Raw genomic sequence first — 25,373 nt, forward strand, 5'->3', positions numbered from 1 at the left:
GCCGATGCGGGCGCGGCGGGCGGGGGTGAAGCCGAGCGCGACCAGGGCGGTCAGGGCGATCCCGGCGGCCGCGACGAAGACGGCGGTGCGCAGGCCGTCGGTGGTGGAGGCGCGCAGAGCGGTCCCGGTCAGCCCTTCGGTGTGGCTGTGGGCGATCGCGACCAGGACGGCCAGGCCCACGGCGCCGCCGATCTGCTGGGTGGTGGAGGCGATCCCGGAGGCGACGCCCTGCTGGTCGGCGGGGATCGCGGCGGTGGCGGCGCCGAACATCAGCGTGTAGCCCGCGCCCTGCCCGACACCGAGGATCACCAGCCCCGGGACGAGGGCCAGGTAGGAGGCGTCGGGGGTCAGGCTCACGCCCAGGACGACGGTGCCGAGGCCGCCGACGACGAGGCTGGCGATCATGGCGGTACGGGCGCCGCGGACGATCGCCAGCCGTCCGGCGAGCTGGGACCCGGCGACGATGGCGGCCATCGGGATCAGGAACGCCAGCCCGGTGCGCAGCGCGTCGTATCCCTGCACGACCTGGAAGTAGACGGTCAGGAAGTACAGCAGGGTGCCGAACGTGGCCATGTACAGGAACGTGACCAGCGCGCCGGTGCCCAGATCCCGGCCACGCAGGAGCCGCGGCGGCAGCAGCGGGTCGGCGCTGCGGGCCTCGATCGCCGCGAACGCCACCAGCAACGCCGCGCCGAGCACCGCGGCGCCCGCCACGGCCGGCGCGTCCCAACCGGACTCGGGCCCCTGCACCAGGGCGAACACCACCAGCGTCGTTCCGGCGGTCGCGGTGAGCGCTCCGGCCAGGTCGAACCGGCGGACGACCGTGCGCGTGCCGCTCCGCGGGACCAGCGGCAGGGCCAGCAGGGCGGCCGCGGTGGCCAGCGGCACGTTGACGTAGAAGACCGCGGCCCACCCGAACGCCTCGGTCAGGATCCCGCCCAGCAGCGACCCGAGGATCATGCCGCTGCCGCCGGCGGTGCCCCACACGGCGAAGGCCCGGTTGCGTTCACGACCTTCGGGGAATCCGGTGGACACCAGCGTCAGCGTGGCGGGGAACAGCAGCGCGCCGCCGAGCCCCTGCCCGACGCGGGCCGCCACCAGCGGCAGCGGTGTGGTGGCAAGCCCGCCCGCCAGCGACGACACCGCGTACAGGACCAGCCCCAACATGAACATCCGGCGTGGTCCGAACAGGTCCACGGCGCGGCCGCCCAGCAGCAGGAACCCGCCGAACGCCACCGCGTAGGCGCTGATCACCCACTGCAGGTTCTGTGCCGAGAAGCCGAGCGCGTCGGCGATCTCCGGCAGCGCCACGTACACGATGTTGTAGTCGAGCGAAACGATCAGCTGGGCGAACGCCAACAGCGCCAAGGCGAGCCCGGGGCGGGGGAACCCGTCCCGGGCCTGGTGGACAGCGGACATCGGGAGACACCTCGATGAGAGATCAGAAGAGACGGACGTGGTGCGCGGAGGGAACGCGGGGCGAGCCTGACGGCCGGCCGCCGGAGATGGGCGACCGTCAGCCGAAGATCGCGGTGGGGTCGCCGGTGTACCAGGTGTTGGCAATGCGCATCCGGTGGACGATCCAGCGCTGCCCGTCGCGGACCAGGTCGACGTCGTAGGGGTTCTTCAGCAGTGCGAAGGTGTCGTGGTCGGCGGTGAGCAGGTGCTGGGCCTCCACCAGCGCGGTCAGGCGCGCGGTGTCGCCGTCGACGGCGATGCGGGGGTTGGTGACCTGGTGGGTGGTGTCCACACGATCGGTGAACATGGCCAGGATCGTGGTGACGATGGTGTCCCGTCCGGTCATCACCGGCGGCCGTCCGCCCCATCGGGCGGCCGCGGGCCGGAAGTCCAGCTCGGCGTCGGCGGCGAAGGCGGACGCGAGCAGGTCCCTGTCCTTCAGGTCCTGGCCGAGGGCGAACCGGTACAGCGCGTCCAGGATCTCGGCCCGGTCCCGCAGCTCTCGCACGACAGCATCGGTGTCGGCGGCCGGAACGGACAGCGCTTGCTCATCAATGACGTACAACTCATGCTCCCGTGCAGGTCGAAGGGTATGTTCGAGCGGCTCCACCCTCGTCCTGCAGGAAAGGCCGAACAACGCGGTCCTGTGCAATGATCGTGAAACGAGCCTTAACGATGGGGGATCATGCTGGAGCGGCACGAGGTGGAGGCGTTCCTCACCCTCGCCGAAGAGCTGCACTTCGGCCGTACCGCCGAGCGGCTGCGCGTGTCCACCGCCCGGATCAGCCAGACGATCGCCAGACTGGAACGCCGCGCCGGGGTGCCGCTGTTCAACCGCACCAGCCGCCGCGTGGAGCTGACCCCGGTAGGACAGCAGCTGTACGAGGACCTGCGTCCGGCCTGGGACCAGATCGGCAGCGCGTTCGAACGGACCATCGCGATCGGCCGCGGCCTGACCGGCACACTGCGGGTCGCTTTCGTCGGCGCCGCCGGCGGGCAACTGCTGGCCGGAGCCACCGAACTGTTCCGGCAGCGCCAGCCCACCTGCGAGGTTCGGCTCCGCGAGGCACAGATGACCGACCTCATGCCGTGGCTGCGCGACGGCGAAACCGATCTGGCCCTGGGCACCTTCCCCGTCGACGAACCCGGCATCGCCACCGGTCCCGTCCTGGTATCGGAAGCACGAATGCTCGCCGTCCCGGTAGGACACCCCTTCGCGTCCCGCCCAACGGTCAGCATGGAAGACCTGGCCCGGGTCACCCTGCTCCAGCTTCCCGACACACTGCCCGACTCGCTCCGAGACGACCGCACCCCGCACACCACACCGTCCGGACGCCCGATCGACCTCGGCCCGACGGGCGCCACCTTCAACGAGATACTCACCCTCATCGGCGCCGGCCGCGGCGTCTTCCCGGTCGGAGCCCAGGCCAGGCGCTACTACGCACGCCCCGACGTGGCCTACATACCCTTCAGCGACGCCCCACCGCTGCAATGGGGCCTGCTATGGCGAGCCGACAACACCACCGCACGCGTCCGCGCCTTCACCCAAGCCGCCCACGACCTCATCAACGACCGACCCTGATCGCATTTCTTGAGGTCTCACGGATCTACCTGCCCACCTGGACCAGCCACTCTGCGACGAGCACGTAGGCGGTAGCTGACTTAGGGGGACGGGCTCGATCCGTCCGCCGACTTGAACTCCGATGGACACCTGCACGCGCCGCTGGTCGGCCGTGTTCGCTCGTTGTTCGCTCGGCGGTTTCGAAACGGAACGGCACGGGGCGGGAGGTAGCGGCATGGAGATGGTGCTGGATACGGACAGAGCGGTGCAGTGCAACCCTGAGAGCGCCGCTCTGATACGAGAGCCCCGGACTTTTAATCCGTAGGTTGTGGGTTCGAGTCCCACGCGACCCACCACCCCTAACCAGGGCAAACGCCTGCGCTTGGACGTATCAGGGATCATGTCTGAGCCCGCCTGAGGCCGTCCTGAGGCCGGAAGCAGGGACGGCGGACCCCGTTCACCCGCTCCCCCGGTCATCGCCACCAGCCCGATCCTCGGGACAGCACCGGACGCGCATCCGCCCTCATCCGGGCGGACGCGGTGGCGATGTTCGATTAGTCCTTCGATGGAGACGACTCAGGACGCGGAGCAGAAGCTCTCGATCACGCGGCCAACGCCGTGGTCGTCCGCCCGCCTTCGTTCACGGCGGCGGGCCGTCGCTTGAGGTTCGATGGTCGCCGGCGCCGCTTGGTGCCCGCAGTGCGGCGATGGTGGTGCGGTCCAGCGCGATGACGCGGACGCTGTGCGCGGTCTTGGGCGGACACGCCTCCAGACGGCCGTTCCGCCGCTGCAGCTGCTGGCAGATCACCGCGGTGCCGTGTTCCAGGTCCACGTCCACCCAGCGCAGCCCGGCCGCCTCGACGCGCCGCAGCCCGCGCAGCGCGATCAAGTGGTAGGCAGCGTAGAGACGGCGACCGCCGATGGTGTGCAGGAACGCGGAGGTCTGCCCGGCCGTCCACACCACCGCCCGCGGCCGCCGCGCCGCCGGCAACACCAGCAGCGCCGCCGGGCTCTCGGTCACGAGGCCGTCCCGCAGCGCGGTGTTGAGCGCACTGCGCAGCGTCCCGCGGATCCGGTTCAGCGTCGCCTGCCCGATCGGACGTCCTTCCGCCTGGTGGTCGTGGACGATACGGGCGACCCACAAGACCGAGGCGATCCGCAGGTGGCTTCTGGCGCACCCGCGTTTCCATCTGCACTTCACCCCGACAGGCTCTTCTTAGCTCAACCTGGTCGAGCGGTGGTTCGCGGAGTTGACCAGCAAACGGATACGGCGTGGTGTCCACCGCAGCGTCCAGGCCGAACACTAGGGCCGCGCTGAGGCCGTCCTGGGGCCCGGGCATTCCTGACCCGCCCACGCCGGTCCCTTCGCTGCCCGAGACCACCGGGCTGAAACCACCCGATCAGCGACCTGGCCCCTCACGTCGAGACACAACTGTTTGCGTCGAGTTCGCTACGGTGTGGCGGTGCGCACCCTACTCAATGTCATCTGGCTGGTGCTGGCCGGAATCTGGATGGCCGCCTCTTACGTCATCGCGGGCATCATCTGCTGCGTCCTGATCATCACGATCCCCTTCGGCATCGCGTCGTTCCGGATCGCCAACTACGCGCTCTGGCCGTTCGGCAGAACGCTGGTCCGGCGCACAGACGCGGGCGTAGCGTCGAGCATCGGCAACATCATCTGGGTGATCTTCGCGGGATGGTGGCTGGCGCTGGGGCACGTCTTCACCGGCATCGCGTTGTGCATCACGATCATCGGCATCCCGCTGGGCATCGCGAACTTCAAGCTGATCCCCGTCTCGCTGACACCGCTGGGCCGTGAGGTCGTGGCAACGAATGACCCGCGAAGCTTCGCCTGATCCGTAGGTTGTGGGTTCGCAATCGATTGGCTGGATCTCCTGGCGTCGCCCCGGTGCTCGAAGCGCAGGTTCGGGTCTGAGCAGGCATGAATCACTTCGGCACAATTCCCGTGTTGAGGTAGCGCTTGGGGCTGGTGCCGACGGTGCGGCGGAAAGCCGCGAGGAAGGCACTCGGGGTCGCGTATCCGACCAGGTGCGCGGCGTGGGACACCAGGTGCCCCTCGGCGAGGATCGGCAGCGCGGCACGCAGGCGCACGTGGGTGCGCCACCGGTCGAAACTCATGCCCGTGTCCTGCATGAACAGCCGCGTCAGCGTGCGCCGGCTGACCCCGACGGCGCGGGCGTGCGCATCGAGGCTGCGCCTGTCCGCGGGATCGGCGAGCAGCGCGTCCGCCACGGCCCGCACGCGTTCGTCCGAGGGAACCGGCACGTCGATGGGGGTCGCGGGCAGCGGGCGCAGCAGGTCCAGGACGACGGCCTCGGCCCGCAGCCGCGCGCCCTCGGCGAGGTCCGGCCGGCCGAGGTGGACGATGAGATGGGCCAGCAGGCCGTCGACGCCCACCGGTGTGGGCTCCGGCCAGCTCAGGTGGCATCGAGCGGGATCGAAATAGAGGCCGTGCAGCACCGCGTCTACGGACCGCTGGAAGCCGGCGTCGCCTATCTCCCCTACGGCGCCGGGCTGCTCGTGGCGATGTGGCTTGCTTCCCGGGCAGTGCCGTGTCTCGGGGTGCGCCCGACCCTGGTGCTCTCCTTTCTGATCAGTGCGGCAGGCTTGCGTGTCGCACTGGTGCGGTGGACGACTCCGGCGGGCAGCCATAGGGCCCGGGTGGGCGGGAGCACCCAGTGGGCGTCCCCGACGGCGACACCGACGACGCCGCGCCGCGTCCAGGCGAGTTGATGGTGAGTGTGGCTGTGCGGGGCGATCCATTCGCCGGAGGCCAGAGGGAAGTGCCCGACCACGATCGCGCCTATCCCGGGTGGGACGGTGCCGTCTCCTGCGTCGAGCATGCGCTTCAGGCTATGTCCTCAATGCGACATGGTGCGGCCTCGTCGCGGATAGTGGCCACGGCCGCCGCTGCGTAGCGTCCGTCGCATGCCCGTAGATCAACTTTCCGGAAGTGTCGGTCCGCCGCCGTCCGGCGCTGGTGGTGCTGTGCTTCGTCCAGTACATGCTCGTCCTGGACGACACGGTCGTGAGCGTCGCGCTCCCCAGCATCAAGGAGGACCTGGGGTTCGGAACCACTGGTTTGGCATGGGTCGCCTGCTCCTGCTGTCAAGGATCGCGCCGGGCGACGGCTATGCCGTCGGCGTGCTGCCGGGCATGCTCGTCACGAGCGCCGGTTGCGGGCTGAGCCTGCCCGCTCTGACGGTCGCCGCCGTCGCCGGGACCACGGAAGACAACGCCGGGCTCGGCTCGGCCGTCTTCAGCTCCGTCCAGCAGCTCGGTGGCGCGGTGGGACTGGCGGCGCTCGTCACCTTGGCCGTCCGCCATGACGGCACATCGTCCGATCCGGCGATCGAAGGCTTCTCGGCGGCGCTCACCGTCGGAGCGGCCTTCCTGATCGCGGGAGCCGCGCTTCTCGCCGTCATGCTCAAGGGCCAGCGGCCGGCAATGCCGACCGCTGACCAGGCGACTGCGACGAAGCATCACTAGCCACACGAACGTCCGCAATTCTCGGTCAGCAGAAAAGGATGGGCTGCCCACGGCCGTGGCCGCCGTGAACAGGGGCACGATGGTCGCGTGGACGCGTTTGTACAGATCTTTCAGTGCGTCATTTCTCTGCGCCCGGGGTGGGTGGGATGTGGGCTTTGATCTGGGCGCGGGCGTGTTCGCATCCGGGGAAAGGGTGCGGGCAGGTTAGGGCGTGCTCGATGAGGTCTTTGGCGGCCTGCGCCCGGTCGATGCGTCGCTGCAGTTCCGCGACGTGGCGCTGCAGTGCCTCGCGGTGGTCCATCGGGTTCGGGGTGGACAGCAGCGTGCGCAGTTCCCGCAGCGTGAAGCCGGCCTCCTTGCCCATGAGGATCAACGCGACGCGTTCCAGGTCGGACGGCTCGTACGTGCGCCGACCGCCCGTGCGTCGCGCGGGTTCCAGCAGGCCCATGCTCTCCCAGTGCCGCAGTACGTGCGCGGCGAGCCCGAACCGTTCCGCGAGCTCACCGATGGCCAGCCCATCGCTTGACTTCATGTGCACATTAACCTGCACGCTGACCGCATGATCAAGCCATCGATCGCCGTCACCCGCGTGGTCAATTCCTGCGTGCTGCTGGAGCTGGACGGCCATGCCGTCCTCACCGACCCGTGGTTCACCGAACGGTGGTGGCTGCGCCGCGGGGAGCCGCTGGGCCTGCGGATCGGGGACCTGCCGCCGCTCGCCGCCATCGTCGTCACGAATCTGGCCACCAACCATTGGGACCTGCGCGGACTACGGGACCTGGCGGCCAGGGAGACCACGCCGCTGTACGTGCCGACGTCCGGTATGGCCCGCCGCGCCAGGAAGCTGGGGTTCCTGCGCGCCGAGCGCCTGGAGGCGGGACGCTCCGTCGACATCGCCCCCGGGGTGTCCATGGAGGTGGTGCCTTCGGGACGGACCCTGGTGTGGCCGAACAACGCGTACGTGTTCGGCGCGGCGGGCGGCCGGGTGTTCTTCGGGGGCGAGATCGCCGACGTCGCGCCGCTGGAGCGGTACCGGGCGGAGCGGCCGCCGGTGGACCTGGCCCTGCTGCCGGTCAACGGGCTGCGCCCGCCGCTCGGCCCGCGCCTGGTGATGGGCCCGGACGAGGCGGTCACCGGGGCGTCCGTGCTCGGGGCGCGGGTGCTGGTGCCGGTGCACGAGGCCCACGGGCACGACCCGCTCTCGTGGATGTTCCGCACCGGCGGCACCGCCCGCGACGCGGGCGCGATCGCGGCGCGGACGTCCGGCCCGGACCTGGCCGTGACCGACCTGCCGACCGGCGAGCGGTGGGAGATGCCGCGCTGAGTCCGTGCCCGGCCCCGCCGCGTCGCGCGGCGGGGCCGGGGCGGCGGGTTGCTAGGGGAGGGCCGGGACGGCGGGGGGCTCGTTCGTCCATGCGGCGTCGAGGTAGTGGACGGTGCTCTTCGCTCCGTTCTTGCGCTTCGCGTCGGCGGTGACCTGCTCGGCGAGGACCCGGGACGTCTCCGGGTCGATGATCAGCCGGATCCGGGTGCCGCCGGACTGCGGGGTGGTCTGCGTGAACCGCACCGCGACGCCCTTGCGGCCGAGCCCGTCGGTGGCCTTGCCCGCGGAGGCGACGCCGGGCAGGTCGGCCAGGACGCGGAACGCGGCCGCCCGCACCCCGGGCTCGACCGGCTGCCGGGTGAGCAGGCCGACGAACGCCTCCAGCAGGTAGCCCTCGCGGGTGATCGGTGCCGAGCCCGTCTCGGCGTCCGGCGCGGTCCGCGGGACGTTGCGTTCCGCGAGCGCCTTCAGCTTCCCGGGGTCGGACGGGAGGTTCCGCAGTTCCGCCGGGGACGGGTCCGGGCCCAGGACGGTCGGGCCCGAGGGCCGCGGCCCCTTCGCCCTGCTCAGCCCGGTGGCGGGCGAACCGTCCGTCGGCCGGTCCGTCCGGAACGCGACCCAGCGCCGGCCGTCGGCGGTCGTCCAGGACGCTTCGACGTGCGTGCCGTTCGCGAGGCCGACGGTGGCGACCTTCCAGTACTTCCCGCTCGCGGGGGCCCCTTCGGCCTTCTCCGCGGCGGCGAGCATGATCGTCTGCGCGGACGGGGCCCGCACGGCGGGCGCCGGGCCGCCGTCCGCGGGGAGGGCCGCGGTCGCCATGCCGATCGCCGCGGCGGCCCCGGCGGCGAGGCTCAGCCCCCACACCGGACGGACGCGGCGTGCCCGCGGCCGGCGCGTCCGGTGCGTCCGGTCGCTGCGCATGTGGTCCTCCAGGCGGGCCCGCGCCTCGGCTCCGGCGCGCGGGCCGGGGCCGGGCAGGGCGGTGTAGCGGTCGTGGAGCAGCTTCATCTCATCCATGGGTCGTCGCCTCCTGTGCTTGGGCGCCCAATGCCTTGCGGAGTTTGCGCCGCGCGCGGTTGACGCGGGATCCGACGGTGCCGACCGCGATGCCCAGCGCCGCCGCGGTCTCGAGGTAGCTGAGCTGCGCGCACGCGACCAGCAGCAGCGCGTCGCGGTCGCCGCGCGACAGGCCGGACAGCCCGCGCGCGAGATCGGGGCCGAGCTGCTGCGCGCTCACCCGGTCGGCGATCCGGTCGGCGTGGTCGCCGGAGCCGTCCGTCCCGGCGGCCCGGCTCAGCGCCCGGTAGTGCCGCGTCTCGCCGCGGCGGTGCCGGGAGATCAGGTTGGTCGCGATGCCGTAGAGCCACGGGCGCGCGTCGGGCCGCGCCGTGTCGTAGCGGTCCCGCCTGTCGAACGCGGCGAGGAACGTCTCCGCCGCCAGGTCGTCAGCGGCCGCGTGGCCCAGCCGCACGGCCGCGTACCGGTGGATGGCCGGGAAGTAGCGGTCGAAGATCTGCCCGAAGCACTCCGGCTCGTCGCGCGATCTGGCGATGATCGATGCGTCGGTCGCACCGCCGCTGTCGGGGGCCTCCTGCGGGCCGGGGTGGGTCACTGTCATGCATCCGGCGCCTTTCTCGGAAAGGGAATCAGCGCTGATTGCCCGATCCCGAGGTTCTTCTTCTCGCCGGAGTCGCGCGGGCCGCCGGGGGGCCGGTCAGAAGCGGAACGCCTGGACGAACCGGTCGAGGAGCTCGGGCTCGCCCTCGACCCGGACGCCGCCGTCCGCGAGTGCCTGCCGCGGGGTCATGGCGCCGGTCAGCAGGGCGTGGACGGCCTGGTCGCGCTGCCGTTCGATGACGAGATCGGGGTCCGGGTGCGGGCCGATGCCGACCGTGAGGGCTCCGGCGGTGATCTGGATGCGGAGGGTGAAGTCGCCCATGCGCACCTCGTAGCCGACCGTGGCGTCCCCGGCCGCTTCCGGACGGTAGGTGGTGCGGAAGGCCATCGCCACCGATTCGGCGGTGACGGTCTCGCCGGGCCGGGGCTCGGTCATCGTGCGGGCGCCCCAGCGGCCGAGCGCGATCAGCGCCGGCTCCAGGTCGCGTCCGTAGCCGGTGAGCTCGTAGACGACCGCGCGCTCGGGGTGGGGCAGTGCGCGGCGGACGACCAGGCCCGCCTCTTCGAGCTGCTTGAGCCGGGTCGAAAGGATGTTGGTCGGGATGGTCGCCAGCCCCTTGCGCAGGTCGGTGTAGCGCTTGGGCCCCGACAGCAGGTCGCGGACGATCAGCAGCGTCCAGCGTTCGCCGATCATCTCCAACGCGCGGGCCAGGCCGCAGAACTGTCCGTACTCACGAGCCGCCATGCTGCACATCCTACATTGAGCTTCGATTGACAAAGTGTGCTTGCAAAAGACAAGCTTGCTTCCGTTCGCCGCCGGCGTGCTCGAACCGGTCCACCCGCCCGCCTCTCCGCGCGAGAACCACCGATCAAGGAGCTTTCATGACCCACACGATGCGCCCTCAGGCCGCCACCGTCCGCTCCGTGCGCGCCGCCCGTCCGGCGACTCGTCCGCTGCTGGGCTCCGCGATGCTCGCGGGCCCGCTGTTCCTCGCGGCGGGCGTGGCCCAGGGGCTGCTCCGGGACGGCTACGACTTCACCCGCAACGCCATCAGCCAGCTCAGCCTCGGTGACCTGGGCTGGATCCAGAAGACCAGTTTCGTGCTCACCGGCGTGCTGATCATCGCGGGCGCGGCCGGGATCCGGCGGGTGCTGGACGGCGGACCCGGCGGCACCTGGGCCCCGCGGCTCATCGCCGTGTTCGGCGCCTCGTTCCTGGTCAGCGCGGTGTTCAGCGCCGACCCCGGGGCCGGCTTCCCCGCCGGCACCCCCGACGACGGCACCGCCGCGCTCAGCACCAGCGGCACCGTCCACATGCTCGGCGGCATGGTCGGCTACCTGGCGCTGTGCGCGGCGTTCCTCGTGCTGGCCCGGCGCTTCGCGGCCCAGGGCCGGCGCGGCTGGGCCGCGGCCTCCCGGATCGTCCCGGCGGCGGTCCTGGCCGGTTTCGCCGGGTCCGCCGGCAGCGTGCTGGCCTTCACCGCGGGGGCGGCGCTCGGCCTGCTGTGGCTCACCGCGACGACCGCGCGGCTCGCCACCGCGCCGCCGGCCGAACGGTGACGTGAAGACGTCCAGGAAAGGAGACACATCGTGATTTTTGTTGCGGGTGCCACCGGCAACGTGGGCTCGGAGGTCGTGCGCGCGTTGACCGCTGAGGGCGCGCCCGTCCGGGCGCTGGTCCGCGAACCGGGGAAGGCCCGGCTCCCGGCGGGGGCCGAGGCGGTGTCCGGGGACCTCGACCGGCCCGACACCCTGACGGACGCGTTGCGGGACGTGCGGGCCGCGTTCCTGCTGCCCGGTCACGCCGACATGCCCGGCCTGCTGGCCGAGGTCCGGCGCGCCGGCGTGGAGCACGTCGTGCTGCTGTCGGGCGGTTCGGCCGGGAGCGGCGACATGACCAACGCGGTCACGCGCTACATGGCGCTGTCCGAGGCGGCCGTCCGGGAGTCGGGAGTGCCGTGGACGTTCCTGCGGCCGAGCGGCTTCATGTCCAACGCGCTGCGGTGGCTGCCGCAGATCCGGGCGGGGAACCGGATCCGGGTCCCGTTCCCGGACGTGGCGGTGGCGTGCGTCGACCCGTTCGACCTGGGCGCGGTCGCGGCGCGGGCGCTGCTCGGCGACGGGTACCGGGGCGAGATCCTCTGGCCGACCGGACCGGAGGCGCTGCGGCCCGCCGAGCAGGTCGCCGTCCTGGCCGGAGTGCTCGGGCGGGACCTGCGCGCGGTCGGACTGTCGAACGAGGAGGCCCGCGCCGAGATGACCGCCGCGATGCCGGCGGAGTACGTCGACGCGTTCTTCGACTTCTACGTCGGCGGCTCGCTCGACGAGTCGGTCGTCCGCCCGACCGTCCTGGAGGTCACCGGCCGTGCGCCCCGGACCTTCGGGGAGTGGGCGAAGGCGCACGCCGACGGCTTCCGCCGGTGAGCGCGGCGATCGGTTCCGCGCCCCGGCGGCCGCGGCGCCTGCTCGTCGCGTCCGTCGCCGCCGCGGCGGCTCTCGCTCTCTCGGCGGGCTGCGGCGGCGCCGACGAGCCGCCGGCGGCGGCGAGCACGTCCGCGCGAGCGGTGTCGGGGCTGCTGCCGCCGGTGCGCGCCTACGTCGACGCCGTCGCGGACGAGGATCTCGACGCGCTCGCCGGAGCGTTCGCCGAGGACGCCGTCCTGATCGACGTCGGCCGCCGCTTCGACGGCCGCGACGCCATCCGCGCCTGGGCGGACGCCGAGGTCATCGGCGGGACCCTCACGGTGAGCGAGATCGTCGAGGACCGGCCCGGCCATCAGCGCCTGCTGGTGCGTTTCGCCCCCGGAGGCACCGGCGGTTTCGCGGCCCACTACGCCTTCACCGTTTCCGGTTCGGCCATCACCAGGGCCGAACTCACCTACGCCGACTAAGCCAACGCGAGGAAATGAGTCATGAGCACCCCCCAGAAAGTCACCTTCCCCAGCGCAGGTGTGTCCTTGACCGGACGTCTGTTCCTGCCCGACGGCGGCGCCCCGGCGCCCGGCATCGTGGTCGCCGGGACCTGGACCAGCGTCAAGGAGTTGATGGCCGACCGGTACGCCGAACGCCTCGCCGACCGCGGCTACGCGGCACTGTCGTTCGACTTCACCGGCTTCGGTGAGTCGGGCGGCGAGCCCCGCGACGTCGAATCGCCGGAACTGAAGGTCCGCGACATCCGCAGCGCCGTGACGTTCCTGGCCGAGCACCCGTCCGTGGACGGCGCGCGGCTCGGCGCGCTCGGAGTGTGCGCGGCGGCGATGTACATGAGCGCCAACGCCGCCGACGATCCCCGCGTCCGGTCCCTGGCGCTGGTGGCGCCCTGGCTGCACGACGCGAAGCTCTGCGCCGAGAACTACGGCGGCGACGCGGGCGTCGCCGCCAAGATCGATGCCGCGGAGAAGGCGCGCGCCCGGTACCGGGAGACGGGCGAGGTCGAGTACGTGCCGATGGTCAGCGGAACCGACCCGCGCGCGGCCCTGCCGATGGAGGTCGACTTCTATCTCAACCCGGACCGCGGGGGCATCCCCGCCTGGCCCAACCGGTTCGCCGTCATGGCCTGGAAGGACTGGCTGACCTTCGACTCCATCGCCCTGGCCCCCCGGATCACCGCTCCCACCGTCCTCGTGCACAGCGAGGACGCCGCGATCCCCGACGGCGCGCGCCGCTTCCACGCCGGACTCGCCGGCCCCAAGGACCTGGTGTGGACGGACGGCGTCCAGTTCGACTTCTACGACCAGGAGCCGCAGGTCACCTTCGCCGCCGACTCCGCCGCCGCCCACTTCGCCGCCACCCTGTGACCGTCCAGGGCACGTCTGGAAAGGACCCCATGTCCACCTCGGAGATCATCGAAACGTGCACGCGCATGGCGTGGCACGCCGACCAGCGCGAATGGGACCGGCTCAGCGCCGTCTTCGCCGACGAGGTCACGCTCGACTACACCAGTCTGAACGGCGGTGAGCCCGCCGTGCTGACCCCGCGGCAGATCATCGAGGCGTGGTCGGCCACGCTCGGCGGCTTCGACGCCACCCAGCATCTGGTCACCAACCACCTCGTCGACATCGACGGCGACCGCGCGGTCTGCACCGCCGCGTTCCAGGCGACCCACCGCCTGGCCGACCCGCACGGCGCCCCGCTGTGGACGCTCGGCGGCACCTACCGCTTCGACCTCGCTCGCACTGCCGGGGGATGGCGGATCACCGGCGTCGTCATGACCGCCACCTGGGCGGACGGCAACCGGAACCTCCCCGCGCTCGCCGCCGCCCGCACCTGAGCCGCGCCGGGACCCGCCGCGCGCCGCCGCGCGCCGCCGAGCCGGGGTCCGGCCGCGTTGCCGGCATGGCGGGGCGGCGGGGCCCCGGCTTCGCCGGCCCTCACCGGCGCCGGTTTTGGGCGGCTGCTACCGTGACGACTTACTACAAGTGTAGATGTCGCCGGTGCCCGGTGTCGGTTCCCCTTCGCCGGCAGGCGCGTCCTGCGAGCGAAGTTCGGGTGGGTTGGGGCCATGGCCACGGTGAGCGCGTGATCGGCACGCTCGGCGGGAGGCGGCGGGACGATGCGGCGAGGCGGCCGCGGCGGAGCCGCCCGCCGCTGATCACGGACATGCGCGGGGACGCGCGGGCCGCGGGCGGGCCCGGCGCGAAGGTGTTGCGGTTCGCGGCCGGTGACGTGGTGATGGTGTCCGGGCTGCCGGGCAGCGGCAAGAGCACGCTGATCCGGCGGACGGTGGCGGCCGTGGACGGGGACGGCGAGCCGGTGCGGTGCGTCGACTCGCAGGATGTCCGGCAGGCGTGGGAACGGCGGCTGCCCGCCTGGGTGCCGTACGAGGTGTACCGGCCGGGGGCCCGGATCGTCCATTACGTCCGGCTGGAGCGGGCGCTGCGGCGCGGCGGCAGCGTGGTGGTGCACGACTGCGGCAGCCGCGGCTGGGTGCGCCGTTGGGCGGCCTGGAGGAGGCGCGACCGCGGGAGTGCGGTGCATCTCGTGCTGCTCGACGTGCCGCCGTCGGTGGCGGTGGAAGGGCAGAGGTCGCGGAGCAGGACCGTCCCGGGCCGCGTTTTCTCCCGCCATCGCCGCGGCATCGGGCGGCTGATTGGCCGTGTGGCCGAGGGACGGCCGCCCGGCGGCTGCGCCGCGGTGGTCCTGCTGGACCGGCGCGCGGCCGACGAGCTGCACGAGATCGGGTTCGGATGAGCCGCCTTCGCGGAGCGCCGCGCCCGGGCCGTTGAACATCCGCCCGCGGTTCACGACCCCCGCTCCCCCGGGGGAGGGAGGCCGTTCCCCACGGCGGGGGATCACCCGGGCCCGCGGCTTCGCGATCGTTGGACGGGACGAACCCCCGGCTTAGGAGAACGCGATGACCGCGACGCGACCGATCCCCGCGACCGCGACCGACACCGCGCCGAAGTCCCGCCGACACGCTCCCCCCTGGGCGGTCCGGTGCGCGTGGATCACCGTCCTGTGCACGGTGCCTTCGGGCCTGTGGCGGATGGCGCTCGGCGTCGGAGCGGACGTCGGCTTCACCGGCGAACTCGGCGAGATGTACACGGGTGTGGACATCATGGTGTACGTCCTTGCCTTGACCGTGGTGTCGCAGGCCGCGGCCATGCTCACCCTGGGACTGGTCCGGCCGTGGGGCGAACGTGTGCCGCGGTGGGTCCCGTCCCTGGGCGGCCGGCGGATCCCGCCCTTGGCGGGCATCGTCCCGGGCGTCCTCGGCGGCGTCGCGGTGACCGGCCTCTGCCTCGCCCTCGCCCTGGCCCCGGACGGCCCACTGGCCAACCCCGAGTTCCCGCAGGGGACCGCGGGCCTGGTCATGAACGTCTGCTACGCCCCGCTGCTGCTGTGGGGACCGCTGGTTCTGGTCCTCACGGCGCACTACGCCCGCCGCCGGTCGGCCGCCTCGGCCCCGGCGTGACGCGCGCACCGGCCGCCGTGGACGGGGATCAACCGCTCGCCGCGGTGGTCAGGGTGATCGCTCCGCTGTCGGTCCGGGCGGTGATCGAGCGCGGGGCGGCGGCGTCCTCGGGGACGTCGGCGCGGACGTCGCCGCTGCCGGTGGTGGCGGTGACCTTGTAGGAGTTGCGCGGGACCGCGACCCTCACCTCGCCGTTCTCGGTCGTCACCGCCACCCGGCGCGGCGCGGTCGCGAAGGAGAGGGCGACCTCTCCGTTCTGCGACGCGGCGGAAACCTGCTCCGACCGGGTGGAGGAGGAGCGCACCTCGCCGTTCTCGGTGCGCAGGTCGAGGGGCCCGGCGGCGCCGGTGACCGCGATCGCGCCGCTGGTGGTGCGGATGCCGAGCGCGGCGGTGAGGCCGGTGGCCGAGACCCGCCCGTTGTCGCCCTCGACCCTCAGGGCGAGGCCCCGCGGGACGAGGACCTCGTAGCGCACCGCGCAGCCGCCGATGAGCGCGCCGCAGTCGGTGGCCAGGGTGAGCCGGTCGCCGCTGAGCTCCCAGGACGCGGCCGGTTCGCCGCCGACGAGCGCCCACCGGTCGAACCGGCGCGTGATCTGGACGCGGTCCACGTCGGCGGGCCGGACGTCCAGGTCGCCCTCGTCCTTGACGATCGTGAGGCGGTCGCCGACCGGGCCGAACGAGCGCCGCTCCGGCCGGGCGTCGTCGGCCGAGGCGCCGCAGCCGGCGAGGGCCGCGAGCAGGAGCGGAGCTCCCGCGAGCGGTGACAGGACGCGGCGGAATGAGGTGGTCAACGGACCTCCAGGCTCGATACCGAAAGTATTGAATACTTTGAGTATGCTACGGTCCGGGCATGACCGACAACCCAGGACCCGCCCGGCGGGTCCCACGCGAGGAGGTCCGGCGGCGGCTGCTGGCCGAGGCGGTGCGGGTGTTCACCGAACGCGGCTACGACGACGCCCGGATCGAGGACATCGCCCACGCCGCCGGCTTCACCAAGGGCGCCGTCTACTCCAACTTCGGCGGCAAGCGGGAACTGTTCGGCGCCGTCCTCGGCCAGGGCGCCGCGGACGAGCTGACCACGGTGACCGCCGAGATCGGCGGCGGCGGCGGGACGGACGCGTTGATCGAGCGGGTCGCCGCGCTGATCACCGCCCGGATCGTCACCGACACCGGGCACGGCCAACTCGGCCTGGAGTTCGCCGCCCGCGCCGCCCGGGACGAGGAGACCCGGGCCGTACTCGCCCCGATGCGCCGCGCGCAGCGCGACAACGCCGCCCGCGCCGTCGCCGAGGTGTCCGACCGCACCGGCGCCGGCCCGGCCGTTCCTGCAGAGCTGGCGGGGCTGATCCTGCACTGCCTCACCAACGGCCTGGTCAACGAGCACCTCGCCGACCCCGAGGGCGTCACCGCCGACGTCATCGAGCGGGCGTTCATCGCCGTGCTGACCGCGCTGCTCCCCCCACCCGCCTGAGAGGACCCCCGTGTCGAAACTGCTCTACCGGCTCGGGCGGAACGCGTTCCGCCACCACCTGCGCTTCCTGGCCGCCTGGCTGGTGCTGCTGTCGCTGGCCGGTGGATACAGGCGGGGCCGGTCGGGCGCGGTGGCGGGTCAGGTGCGGTCGCGGGCGGCTTCGAGGCGGTGCAAGGTCAGCCGGAGCCAGGCGATGTAGGACGCCGTGGAGGCGTAGCCGTGCTCGTGGGCGAGCGTGTGGACCTCCCACGCCCAGCGGGCGTCCAGCTCGGGGATCTGCGGTTCGATGTCCCGGCGGTGCTCCAGGACGGCCGACTGCCCGTCGTGCTCCAGCCGGTACTCCAGCTCGGTGCGCACGACCGCGATGGCGATCTCCGGATCGAGCTGGCCGCCGAACACGAAACGCAACTTGAAGTCGGGATCCATGGGGCGGGGCGACGGCTCGTAGGGGGAGCGGGCCCACTCCAGCAGCGCCCGGCGGCCCGCCCCGGTGAGCAAGTACACCTTGGCGTCCGGCCGCCCGGAACGCGGATCGACCTCGAACTCGACCCAGCCGCGCTCCACCAGCGCACCGAGCCGGCGGTAGATCTGCGGGAGCTGCACGCCGTAGCCGAGGTACCGGCCCCGGCCCTCCATCCAGCGGCGCAGGTCATACCCGGACAGCCGGCGCAGCGCCAGCATCCCCAAGATCACGTAGTCGAGCTGCATACCCCTTATTCCTATGTTCTTTGGAACTTAGCAGTGACAATGGCGTCAGCCCCGGCCGGTGTCAAGGTCCCAGGCGCAGCGGAATCCGGTGTTGCCGCCCGAGGCGTCCCGGTCGTTGGCCGTGCGCGCCGCGACGCGGTAGCGGTTGCAGTACGAGTCGTGGCACAGGTACGAGCCGCCGCGCATCGCCTTGATCTCCGCGGCGCCGTCCGTCCACGCGTCGGCGCACCATTCCCACACATTGCCGGACACGTTGTAGAGGCCGAACCCGTTGGGCCGGAACGCGTCCACGGGGGCGGTCCCCCGGTACCCGTCGGCGGCGGTGTTCCTGGTCGGGAACCGGCCCCGCCAGATGTTGCACCGGTACTCGCCGCCCGGGTCCAGCTCGTCGCCCCACGGGTAGCGGCGCCCCTCCAGCCCTCCTCGGGCGGCGTACTCCCACTCGGCTTCACTGGGCAGCCGCGCCCCCGCCCACCGGCAGAACGCTCGGGCGTCGTTCCAGGACACGTGGACGACCGGGTGGTCGGCCCGTCCGTCCAGCGAACTGCCCGGCCCTTCCGGACGCCGCCAGCTCGCCCCGGACACCCCGCACCACCAGGGCGTCCGCTCCGGCCGGGGGGAAGCCCGGCGGAGTTCGGCGGGCAGGAACCCGGCGAACACGTAGGACCAGCCGATCCGCTCGGCGTCGCTGACATGACCGGTGGCCTCGACGAACGCGGCGAAGCGCCGGTTGGTGACCGCATAGGCGTCGATCCGGAACGGCTCGACGCGCACCCGGCGCACCGGCCCCTCCCCGTCCTCGGGGAACCCTTCGCGGTCATCGGTCCCCATCAGGAACTCCCCGCCGGGCAGGACGACCGCCGCGTCCGGGCCGGCCCCGCCGCCGGGCAGCCGCGGCGGCGGGGCCGGCGCGCCCGTCTCGGGACCCGGCGACCGCTTCGCGGTCGGCAGGCAGCAGGCACGCGTATCGGGACCACTCATCAGCCGCTCCTCCCAGGCTCAATATGTTCTAACGTACATAGATGCGATGAGAAGCGCGATAAAGGGTGCGGGACCGGGCGGCCGAGCGGGTGCTCTTCTCCCGCCCGCCATTGGCCGCGCGCAGGGCCGTGTCGTCGGCGGGGCGAGCCGGTGGGCGCCGGTTCCCCGGCCTTGCACAGGGCGGCGATGGAGTCTATGAATTGGGCCCGTTTCCACTGTCGGGGTGGGCGAGCGGTGAGGTGCCGGGGGTAGGCGATGGGTGACGTGCGGGTGGAGATCGACGGTTCGATCACCACGATCTGGATGGACCGGCCCGAGCGGCGCAATGCCGTCGACAGGGGCATGGCCGCGGAACTGCGGGCGGCGTTCGAGGGGTTCGAGGCCGATCCCGGGCAGCGGGTGGCGGTGCTGGCGGGCACCGGCGGCACGTTCTGCGCGGGCGCGGACCTGACGGCGGTCGACGACCCCGAGCGCGCCAACGAGCTCGATCCCGAGGGGGGCGGCACCGGCCCGATGGGGCCCACCCGGATGCGGTTGAGCAAGCCGCTCATCGCGGCGGTCGGCGGGCACGCGGTCGCGGGCGGGCTGGAGCTGGCGCTGCTGGCGGACCTGCGCGTCGTGGAGTCCGACGCGGTGATGGGCGTGTTCTGCCGCCGCTGGGGGGTGCCGCTCATCGACGGAGGCACGGTCCGCCTGCCGCAGGTCGTCGGGCTGGGCCGGGCCCTGGACATGATCCTCACCGGACGGCCCGTGCACGCCGATGAGGCGCTGGCCATGGGCCTGGCCAACCGCGTGGTCGAGCCGGGCCGGGCGGTCGAGGCGGCGCGGGAGCTGGCCGGGGAGATCGCGGCCTTCCCGTTCGCCTGCGTGCTGGCCGACCGGGCCTCGACCTACGCCGCCCTCGACCTGCCGCTGGCCGAGGCGCTGCGGGCCGAGGGCGCGGCGGGCGTCCCCGTCGTCGCCCGCGAGGGAGCGGCCGGCGCCGCCCGGTTCGCCGCCGGCGCCGGCCGGCACGGAGCCTTCACCCGGGAGGGGACCGCCCCGTGAGCGATGGGGCGGGCCGGCTCACCTCTCCGACGGGCCTCCGGGTTCGTCGTCGACTGCGGTCGCTGGCCTTGCTGGAGTCGCTGAACATCCCCCTGCAGGCCGGGGTCTGGTTCGGCGTCGTCGGCGTGCCGGTGACGGCGGCGAACACGGTGGGCTCCGCGCTGTTCGCGCTCCTGCTCGTGGTGGGAGCCGGGTACTGGGCGGCCAAGCTCGGGCAGATCTCGGCGCCCGGCGCGCCCCTGCCCTGGGCCGGGGGCTTCGCCGCCTTCCGGGGAGCCTGCGTCCTGCTTCTCGCCGCCGGACTGGTGTTCATCGCCCGGGAGGTCGTCGCCGATCCGGGAACGGCGGCATGGCCGGGACTGGGCTTCGGGCTGTTCGCGGTCCTGGAGTATGTGAACTACTTCCGCGTGCAGCTGATGTACGACACCGTCGAGGATCTGCGCTACCTGCGCTCACATGGCCTGCGCCGCGCGCACCTGGCCCGCGATCTCGCCGTCCACCGCAAGGCGGTTTATGCGCGAAAACAGGAAACCGTAAATTCAAGATGATCCGCCGAGTTGCGGTGTATCGGAAATCGCGTCTTCACGGAGTGCGTTTCCCTGGAGGGGAGGCGATTTCGGTGGCTTCTTCGGTGAGAGATCGCGGTGTCGGCGGCCTGCAGGGGGCCTCGGTCGCGCGGGCGGCACGCCGCTGACCTCGCCGAACCGTGAGCTTGATCGGCGAACCGGCGGGGGCGCCGATCTTGAAAGCGGAGCCGGACGCTTCCTTGCCTTCCGTCAAGTGTCTTTGTGTGGTTATGGTGGGGTAAGAGGACCAAGTCCTCGTTCGGCGGCCTTGCTCAGGAAGGGAAGCGGTCCCGCCGCAGCCTCGACAGTGATGGAACTCACCCGAAATTTTGATGGTCCCCTGGATTTTTTCGACTCGGCGCTGAACTCAGCCCCGTTTCCGGTGCTCGCCGTGGACGGGACGGGGGCCGTCACGCGGCTCAACAAGGTGGCTCGCTCCGTGCTCGGCGGGGTGCTGAAGGGCCGGGCGCCGGAGTGGCTGGCCGAGGCCCGCCACGTGTCGGCCGCCGGTCCCGTCCCCGCCCGCGCGGACCGCGCCCTGCCGGAGCCGGTCGCGCACGGTCCGATCGGCGACCGGTTCTTCGCGGCCCATGCGGTGCCGGACGCAAGCCCCGCCGACGCGTCCCGGGGCCATTCGGCCGGGACGGTCTGGTGGCTGTCCGACATCACCGAGAGCCGTCGGCTGGCGCGGGAGCTGGCCGCCGAACGCGAGCGGACGTCGTTCCTGGCGGACGCGTCCAGCCAGTTGCTCGCGTCGCTGAACCTGGAGCGGTGCATGGAGGTGACCGCGCGGCTGGCCGCGCGGCGCCTCGCCGACGCGGCCTTGGTGATCGCTCCGGGGTCCGGGCGCTCCCATCCCGTCGCGTACTGCGGCCCGGACGGCGAGGTGGAGCATCAGATGCTTCGCGTGGACCCGGCGGAGGTCCCCGGGCTCGCGGAGGCGATGCGGGGGTTCCCGCCGGTGCCGTCGCGCTGGATCGACCCCGCCGCCGCGCCCGCCTGGGTCGCCCGCGAGGACCTGGGCGAGCTCACCGCCGTCGTGGTGACCGCGCTGCCCGGGCACGGGTTCCCGGCCGGGGCGCTGGTGCTGCTCCGGCGGGGCGGGCGGCGCGCGTTCTCCGAAGGCGAGGAGCTGGTGACGCGGCAGTTCGCGGCGCGCGCCGGGGCGGCCATGTCGGCCGCCCGCGTGTACGCCGAGCAGGCGTCCATCACCGACACGTTGATGCGCGAGCTGCTGCCGCCGCGGCCGGCCGAACTGCCCGACGCGGAACTGGCGGCGCGGTACCGGCCCTCGGGCGACGGCGAGCGGGTCGGGGGCGACTTCTACGACCTGTATCCGGCGGCCGACGACCCCGCGGCGGCGCCGGAGTCGCTGGTGGTGCTGGGGGACGTGTGCGGCAAGGGGCTGGAGGCCGCGGTCCTCACCGGCAAGATCCGGAACACGCTGCACGCTCTGGTGCCGCTGAGCGGGGACCACCAGCGTGTCCTGGAACTGCTGAACGGGACGCTGCTGAGCGGCCACTCGACCCTGTTCGTCACCCTCGTGCTGGCCTCGCTCCGCCGGGAGGGCGAGCGCCTGCGGCTGCGGCTGACCAGCGCGGGCCACACCGCTCCGCTGATCGTGCGCGCCGGGGGCGAGATCGAATCCGCCGACACGCGCGGCTCGCTGATCGGGGTGCTGGACGACATCACGTCCACGACCGCGACGGTGCTGCTGGACCCGGGCGACACGTGCCTGCTGTACACCGACGGCATCACCGAGGCGGTCGGCGGCCCGCTGGGCGACGAGATGTTCGGCGACGACCGGTTGCGCGAGGAACTGCGGGGCTGCGGCGGGATGCCGCCGGAGGCCCTGGTCGAGCGGGTGCACATGCTCGCCGCGGAGTGGGTCGGCTCCGGCGTGCACGACGACATGGCCGTGGTCGCCGTCACCGCCCCGCGGCGCTTCCGCACCAGCGCGGCCGAAGACCGGGAACCTGGGAGGTTCACTACGTGACCCGCACCGCAGACAAGCCGTCCGCCGAGTTCGACGACCGGGCGGGGGCGCTCTGGGACGCGATCGTCCGCGGCGACGAGTACGCCGCCGCCGACGCGGTGGCGGCGGCCCTGGACGAGGGCGCCGACGCCGAGACGCTGCTGCTGGACGTCATCGCACCGGTGCAGGCCCGCGTGGGGCGCGAGTGGGCGGCGAACCGGCTCACCGTCGCGCAGGAGCACACCGCCACCGCGATCAACGAACGGGTGATCGGGACGCTGGCGCACCATCCGGCCGTCCGCCGGGCCATGGAGCGGCACCGCGGGGCGCCGCGCGGCCGGGTGGCGGTGGCGTGCATCGACGGCGAGTGGCACGCGCTGCCCGCCCGGATCCTGGCCGAGGTGCTGCGGCTGCGCGGCTGGCAGGTCGACTACCTCGGGGCCCAGGTGCCGACGCCGCACCTGATCGCGCACGTGCACCGCACGAACCCGGCGGTGGTGGCGCTGTCGTCCTCGATCGCCACCCGGCTGCCGGCCGCGCACGCCGCCATCACCGCCTGCCAGGTGACCGGGACCCCGGTCATGGTCGGCGGTGCCGCGTTCGGGCCGGGCGGCCGGTACGCGTCCCGGCTCGGCGCGGACGCCTGGGCCCCCGACGCCCGCGCCGCCGCCGCCCGGCTGGCCGCGGGGCCGCTCCCCCAGCCGCCGCCCGTCCACCGGGCCGTCGACGATCTCCCGCATCTCGCCGATCAGGAGTACACGCACGTCACGCGGACGGCGCCGGAGCTGGTGCGCCGCGTGCTGGCCGAGCTGGAGTCCCGCTTCCCGGCGATGGCGGACTACACCGACCGGCAGCGGCGCCGCACCGCCGAGGACATCGCCCACATCGTCGACTTCCTCGGTGCCGCCCTCTACGTGGACGAACCGGACCTGTTCAGCGGATTCACCGCCTGGACCGCGAGCATCCTGGTCGCGCGCGACGTGCCCGCCCACAGCCTGCTGCCCGCCCTGGACCTGCTGGCGGAGCGGCTCGTCGACCACCCCCGCGCCGTCGGCATGCTGGCACGCGCGCGGGACGCCGTCCGGTCGCCGCTGCCGGAGCCCACCGACCTCCCGCCCGGCGGCGCGAGCGACGTCCTCGCGTGACGGCCGCCGCCCCCGGTGCCCCGTGGCGCGTCTCCGCCGAGCTTTCGCCGATCCGAGCGCGCTCACGCGCCCACGCCGACCGCGGCGCTCGGGGCAAACGGGGACCCGGCGCAAGTTAGCGACACCGTGTTGATATGTTGCCGACATGATGTCGACAAAGACGCGGGTGTGGGGCTGATGTTCCTCGCCGTTCGCGAGCTGCGGTTCGCCAAGGTCCGGTTCGGGCTGATGGGGGCCGTGGTCGCATTGATCGCGATCCTCATGGTCATGCTGTCCGGGCTGTCGGTGGGGCTGGTCAGGGACGGGGTGTCCGGGCTGCAGGAGCTGCCGGTCACCTCCTTCGCATTCGAGCGCGGCGTCCAGCACGACTCCGCCTTCTCCCGGAGCGTGGTGGAGACGTCCGCCGTGGACGCCTGGCGCGGACGGCCGGGTGTGGCGGAGGCCGCGCCCTACGGCAACACGCTCATCAACGCCAAGAGCGACCGGGGCGTCGACATCGACCTCGCGCTGTTCGGGGTGGCACCGGACTCGTTCCTCGCCCCCGAGGTGAGCGAGGGCTCGCGGCTGGACGCACCGGACGGCGTCGTCGTCAGCGGCACGGCCCTGGACGCCGGCCTGCGCGTCGGCGACACGATCACCGTCGACCGCCTCGGGACGAAGCTGCGCGTCGTCGGCGCCATGGCGGGGCAGCACACCTTCGGGCACGTCGACGTGGCCTACGCGCCCCTGCCGACCTGGCAGGCGATCAAGGCGGGGGCGGCGCCGGGCGACGCGGTGCCCGCGAACGCCGCCCGAGAGATCACCGCGGTGGCGGTGCGCGCGGAGCCCGGCGCGTCGGTCGACCTCGCCGCGGCGGACGCGGCCGCCGGCACCGAGAGCCTGACCCTGGAGGAGTCCTACGGCGCCTCCCCCGGCTACACGGCCGAGACGTCCACGCTGCAGCTCATCCAGGGGTTCCTGTACGCGATCTCCGCCCTGGTCGTCGGAGCGTTCTTCGCCGTCTGGGCGATCCAGCGCCGGCACGAGGTCGCCGTGCTCCGCGCGATGGGCGCGTCCAGAAGCTGGCTGCTGCGCGACGCGCTCACGCAGGCGTTCCTCCTGCTGCTGGCCGCCGTCGCGACCGGCGCGGCGATCGGCGTCGGGCTCGGCTCGCTCATCACCGGCGGCGGAGTTCCGTTCGCGCTCAGCGCGCCCGGCATCACCGGCGCCGCCGCGGGACTCGTGCTGCTCGGGCTCGTCGGCGCGGGCATCGCCGTCGCCCGGATCGCGTCCATCGACCCGGCCACCGCCCTGGGAGGAAACCGATGACCGGCCAGACCACGCCGACCGCCGGGCCGCAGGAGGACGGCGCGACCGCGCCCGGCCGTCCGGGACTGGTCCTGGACGGCGTCTGCCTCCGGCACGGCGACGGCACCGAGACGGTGCAGGCCCTCGACGACGTCGATCTCACGGTGCGCGCCGGAGAGCTGGCCGCCGTCGTCGGCCCGTCCGGCGCCGGCAAGTCGAGCCTGCTCGCGGTCGCCGGCGGGCTCGCCCGCCCGGACCGGGGCACGGTCACGGTGGCGGGGGTCGACATCACGGCGGCCGGGACGCGGGCCAGGGCGCGGCTGCGGCGGGAGCACATCGGGTTCGTCTTCCAGACCGGCAACCTGGTCCCGGCGCTCACCGCGCTGGACCAGCTCCGGCTGCCGCTGCGGTTCCGGCCGCGCGGCGCGCGCTCCGGGCGCGACCCGCGCGCGCTGCTCGAGGACGTGGGAATGGCGGACAAGGCCGACCGGCACCCGCACCGGCTGTCCGGCGGGGAGCGGCAGCGGGTCGGCATCGCCCGGGCCCTGGTGACCGGGCCGAGCGTGCTGCTCGTCGACGAGCCCACCGCCGCCCTGGACCGGGCGCGCAGCCACGACATCGTCCGGCTGCTCGCCCGCGAGTCGCGGCAGCACGGTGTGGCGGCCATCATGGTGACCCACGACCATGACGTCCTCGAACACTGCGACACGGTGTACGAGATGATCGACGGGCGCCTCACCGCACTCGCCTGACGCCCCGGGGGCCGGGCCGTCCGGCGGGTACGGCGGACCGGGGGGAAGGGGGCCG

30 protein-coding genes and 1 pseudogene are annotated in these 25,373 nt (G+C 73.1%); 19 read left to right on the top strand and 12 right to left on the bottom strand.

Annotated elements, in window-relative coordinates; all coding sequences use genetic code 11:
* Positions 1-1,419: MFS transporter (locus tag DMH08_RS24620; protein ID WP_125617998.1), on the bottom strand; the 1,419-nt coding region annotated here is incomplete at its 3' end.
* Positions 1,420-1,516: 97 nt separating this feature from the next.
* A complete protein-coding gene (locus tag DMH08_RS24625; RefSeq protein ID WP_199747985.1) occupies positions 1,517-1,966 on the bottom strand; it encodes a nuclear transport factor 2 family protein in 450 nt (149 codons plus the stop codon).
* Between the two features lie 177 nt (positions 1,967-2,143).
* Between DMH08_RS24625 and DMH08_RS24630 the strand changes: the two genes are divergently transcribed.
* Positions 2,144-3,040 (top strand): LysR family transcriptional regulator, encoded by an 897-nt coding sequence (locus tag DMH08_RS24630; protein ID WP_125618002.1) that lies wholly within the window; start codon positions 2,144-2,146, stop codon positions 3,038-3,040.
* 619 nt (positions 3,041-3,659) lie between these two features.
* On the opposite strand, the gene DMH08_RS24640 is transcribed toward DMH08_RS24630, so the two are convergent.
* Complete coding sequence (locus tag DMH08_RS24640; protein ID WP_199747992.1) at positions 3,660-4,163, bottom strand: hypothetical protein; 504 nt, start codon at positions 4,161-4,163, stop codon at positions 3,660-3,662.
* Here DMH08_RS24640 and DMH08_RS24645 point away from each other — a divergent pair.
* A pseudogene (locus tag DMH08_RS24645) lies at positions 4,153-4,311 on the top strand (transposase); the annotation flags it as partial. The gene DMH08_RS24640 and the pseudogene DMH08_RS24645 sit on opposite strands and share 11 nt — an antisense overlap.
* Positions 4,312-4,482: 171 nt before the next feature.
* Entirely contained in the window at positions 4,483-4,875 is a 393-nt protein-coding gene (locus DMH08_RS24650) for a YccF domain-containing protein (protein ID WP_026404463.1), read from the top strand.
* Positions 4,876-4,966: 91 nt separating this feature from the next.
* Here the strand turns inward: DMH08_RS24650 and DMH08_RS24655 are convergent, their stop codons facing one another.
* Together DMH08_RS24655 and DMH08_RS24660 are read right to left on the bottom strand one after the other, a co-directional pair.
* Positions 4,967-5,500, bottom strand: a complete 534-nt coding sequence (locus DMH08_RS24655) for a helix-turn-helix transcriptional regulator (RefSeq protein ID WP_199747993.1) — start codon at positions 5,498-5,500, stop codon at positions 4,967-4,969.
* A 41-nt stretch (positions 5,501-5,541) separates the two neighbouring features.
* Positions 5,542-5,883, bottom strand: coding sequence for an AraC family ligand binding domain-containing protein (locus DMH08_RS24660; RefSeq protein WP_199747986.1), 342 nt, complete (start codon positions 5,881-5,883; stop codon positions 5,542-5,544).
* Positions 5,884-6,127: 244 nt separating this feature from the next.
* Here DMH08_RS24660 and DMH08_RS24665 point away from each other — a divergent pair, with 244 nt between their 5' ends.
* Entirely contained in the window at positions 6,128-6,529 is a 402-nt protein-coding gene (locus DMH08_RS24665) for a hypothetical protein (RefSeq protein WP_125618008.1), read from the top strand.
* Positions 6,530-6,647: 118 nt separating this feature from the next.
* Here the strand turns inward: DMH08_RS24665 and DMH08_RS24670 are convergent, their stop codons facing one another.
* Positions 6,648-7,061, bottom strand: a complete 414-nt coding sequence (locus tag DMH08_RS24670) for a MerR family transcriptional regulator (RefSeq protein WP_084550662.1) — start codon at positions 7,059-7,061, stop codon at positions 6,648-6,650.
* Positions 7,062-7,088: 27 nt separating this feature from the next.
* On the opposite strand from DMH08_RS24670, the gene DMH08_RS24675 reads away from it, so the two are divergent.
* Positions 7,089-7,853 carry an MBL fold metallo-hydrolase gene (locus tag DMH08_RS24675; RefSeq protein WP_125618010.1) on the top strand — a complete coding sequence of 255 codons (765 nt, stop codon included), beginning with the start codon at positions 7,089-7,091 and terminating at the stop codon, positions 7,851-7,853.
* A gap of 51 nt (positions 7,854-7,904) precedes the next feature.
* Here DMH08_RS24675 and DMH08_RS24680 read toward each other — a convergent pair whose 3' ends face one another.
* The 3 genes from DMH08_RS24680 to DMH08_RS24690 all read right to left on the bottom strand — a co-directional run bounded on the left by DMH08_RS24680 (position 7,905) and on the right by DMH08_RS24690 (position 10,215).
* Positions 7,905-8,870, bottom strand: coding sequence for a CU044_5270 family protein (locus DMH08_RS24680; RefSeq protein WP_125618012.1), 966 nt, complete (start codon positions 8,868-8,870; stop codon positions 7,905-7,907).
* On the bottom strand, positions 8,863-9,471 hold the full coding sequence (locus tag DMH08_RS24685; RefSeq protein WP_051301042.1) for an RNA polymerase sigma factor: 609 nt from the start codon (positions 9,469-9,471) through the stop codon (positions 8,863-8,865). The genes DMH08_RS24680 and DMH08_RS24685 overlap by 8 nt, the downstream gene beginning before the upstream one ends.
* Positions 9,472-9,567: 96 nt before the next feature.
* Complete coding sequence (locus DMH08_RS24690) at positions 9,568-10,215, bottom strand: winged helix-turn-helix transcriptional regulator (RefSeq protein ID WP_125618014.1); 648 nt, start codon at positions 10,213-10,215, stop codon at positions 9,568-9,570.
* 137 nt (positions 10,216-10,352) lie between these two features.
* Here DMH08_RS24690 and DMH08_RS24695 point away from each other — a divergent pair, with 137 nt between their 5' ends.
* From DMH08_RS24695 to DMH08_RS24725, 7 genes are all read left to right on the top strand, one after another.
* Entirely contained in the window at positions 10,353-11,030 is a 678-nt protein-coding gene (locus DMH08_RS24695; RefSeq protein WP_125618016.1) for a DUF998 domain-containing protein, read from the top strand.
* 30 nt (positions 11,031-11,060) lie between these two features.
* On the top strand, positions 11,061-11,894 hold the full coding sequence (locus tag DMH08_RS24700) for an NAD(P)H-binding protein (RefSeq protein ID WP_026403792.1): 834 nt from the start codon (positions 11,061-11,063) through the stop codon (positions 11,892-11,894).
* A complete protein-coding gene (locus DMH08_RS24705; protein ID WP_158642386.1) occupies positions 11,891-12,361 on the top strand; it encodes a nuclear transport factor 2 family protein in 471 nt (156 codons plus the stop codon). The genes DMH08_RS24700 and DMH08_RS24705 overlap by 4 nt, the downstream gene beginning before the upstream one ends.
* A gap of 21 nt (positions 12,362-12,382) precedes the next feature.
* A complete protein-coding gene (locus DMH08_RS24710) occupies positions 12,383-13,267 on the top strand; it encodes an alpha/beta hydrolase (RefSeq protein ID WP_125618020.1) in 885 nt (294 codons plus the stop codon).
* A 29-nt stretch (positions 13,268-13,296) separates the two neighbouring features.
* Positions 13,297-13,740 (top strand): nuclear transport factor 2 family protein, encoded by a 444-nt coding sequence (locus tag DMH08_RS24715; protein ID WP_125618022.1) that lies wholly within the window; start codon positions 13,297-13,299, stop codon positions 13,738-13,740.
* A gap of 248 nt (positions 13,741-13,988) precedes the next feature.
* Entirely contained in the window at positions 13,989-14,660 is a 672-nt protein-coding gene (locus DMH08_RS24720) for an AAA family ATPase (RefSeq protein WP_199747988.1), read from the top strand.
* Positions 14,661-14,823: 163 nt separating this feature from the next.
* Positions 14,824-15,384, top strand: a complete 561-nt coding sequence (locus DMH08_RS24725; protein WP_233617780.1) for a hypothetical protein — start codon at positions 14,824-14,826, stop codon at positions 15,382-15,384.
* A 28-nt stretch (positions 15,385-15,412) separates the two neighbouring features.
* On the opposite strand, the gene DMH08_RS24730 is transcribed toward DMH08_RS24725, so the two are convergent.
* Positions 15,413-16,177 carry a DUF4097 family beta strand repeat-containing protein gene (locus tag DMH08_RS24730; protein ID WP_125618024.1) on the bottom strand — a complete coding sequence of 255 codons (765 nt, stop codon included), beginning with the start codon at positions 16,175-16,177 and terminating at the stop codon, positions 15,413-15,415.
* Between the two features lie 59 nt (positions 16,178-16,236).
* Here DMH08_RS24730 and DMH08_RS24735 point away from each other — a divergent pair, with 59 nt between their 5' ends.
* Positions 16,237-16,857: a TetR/AcrR family transcriptional regulator gene (locus DMH08_RS24735; protein WP_125618026.1), complete on the top strand. Its 621-nt coding sequence runs from the start codon at positions 16,237-16,239 to the stop codon at positions 16,855-16,857.
* Between the two features lie 138 nt (positions 16,858-16,995).
* Here DMH08_RS24735 and DMH08_RS24740 read toward each other — a convergent pair whose 3' ends face one another.
* Both DMH08_RS24740 and DMH08_RS24745 read right to left on the bottom strand, forming a co-directional pair.
* On the bottom strand, positions 16,996-17,565 hold the full coding sequence (locus DMH08_RS24740; protein WP_125618028.1) for a PadR family transcriptional regulator: 570 nt from the start codon (positions 17,563-17,565) through the stop codon (positions 16,996-16,998).
* 45 nt (positions 17,566-17,610) lie between these two features.
* Positions 17,611-18,546, bottom strand: a complete 936-nt coding sequence (locus DMH08_RS24745) for a formylglycine-generating enzyme family protein (RefSeq protein WP_125618029.1) — start codon at positions 18,544-18,546, stop codon at positions 17,611-17,613.
* A 255-nt stretch (positions 18,547-18,801) separates the two neighbouring features.
* Here DMH08_RS24745 and DMH08_RS24750 point away from each other — a divergent pair, with 255 nt between their 5' ends.
* The 6 genes from DMH08_RS24750 to DMH08_RS24775 all read left to right on the top strand — a co-directional run bounded on the left by DMH08_RS24750 (position 18,802) and on the right by DMH08_RS24775 (position 25,318).
* Positions 18,802-19,593, top strand: coding sequence for a crotonase/enoyl-CoA hydratase family protein (locus DMH08_RS24750; RefSeq protein ID WP_125618031.1), 792 nt, complete (start codon positions 18,802-18,804; stop codon positions 19,591-19,593).
* Positions 19,590-20,141: a hypothetical protein gene (locus DMH08_RS24755; protein WP_233617781.1), complete on the top strand. Its 552-nt coding sequence runs from the start codon at positions 19,590-19,592 to the stop codon at positions 20,139-20,141. The genes DMH08_RS24750 and DMH08_RS24755 overlap by 4 nt, the downstream gene beginning before the upstream one ends.
* A gap of 409 nt (positions 20,142-20,550) precedes the next feature.
* Positions 20,551-22,155: a PP2C family protein-serine/threonine phosphatase gene (locus tag DMH08_RS24760; protein ID WP_233617782.1), complete on the top strand. Its 1,605-nt coding sequence runs from the start codon at positions 20,551-20,553 to the stop codon at positions 22,153-22,155.
* The gene (locus DMH08_RS24765; RefSeq protein WP_125618035.1) at positions 22,152-23,279 is read left to right on the top strand and encodes a cobalamin B12-binding domain-containing protein; all 1,128 of its coding nucleotides are present in this window, start codon (positions 22,152-22,154) and stop codon (positions 23,277-23,279) included. The genes DMH08_RS24760 and DMH08_RS24765 overlap by 4 nt, the downstream gene beginning before the upstream one ends.
* A 177-nt stretch (positions 23,280-23,456) precedes the next feature.
* Complete coding sequence (locus DMH08_RS24770; protein ID WP_026403784.1) at positions 23,457-24,587, top strand: ABC transporter permease; 1,131 nt, start codon at positions 23,457-23,459, stop codon at positions 24,585-24,587.
* Positions 24,584-25,318, top strand: coding sequence for an ABC transporter ATP-binding protein (locus DMH08_RS24775; protein WP_125618037.1), 735 nt, complete (start codon positions 24,584-24,586; stop codon positions 25,316-25,318). The genes DMH08_RS24770 and DMH08_RS24775 overlap by 4 nt, the downstream gene beginning before the upstream one ends.
* Positions 25,319-25,373: the final 55 nt, after the last annotated feature.

The sequence above is a fragment of the Actinomadura sp. WAC 06369 genome (assembly GCF_003947565.1).
Taxonomy (GTDB): Bacteria; Actinomycetota; Actinomycetes; order Streptosporangiales; family Streptosporangiaceae; genus Spirillospora; species Spirillospora rifamycini.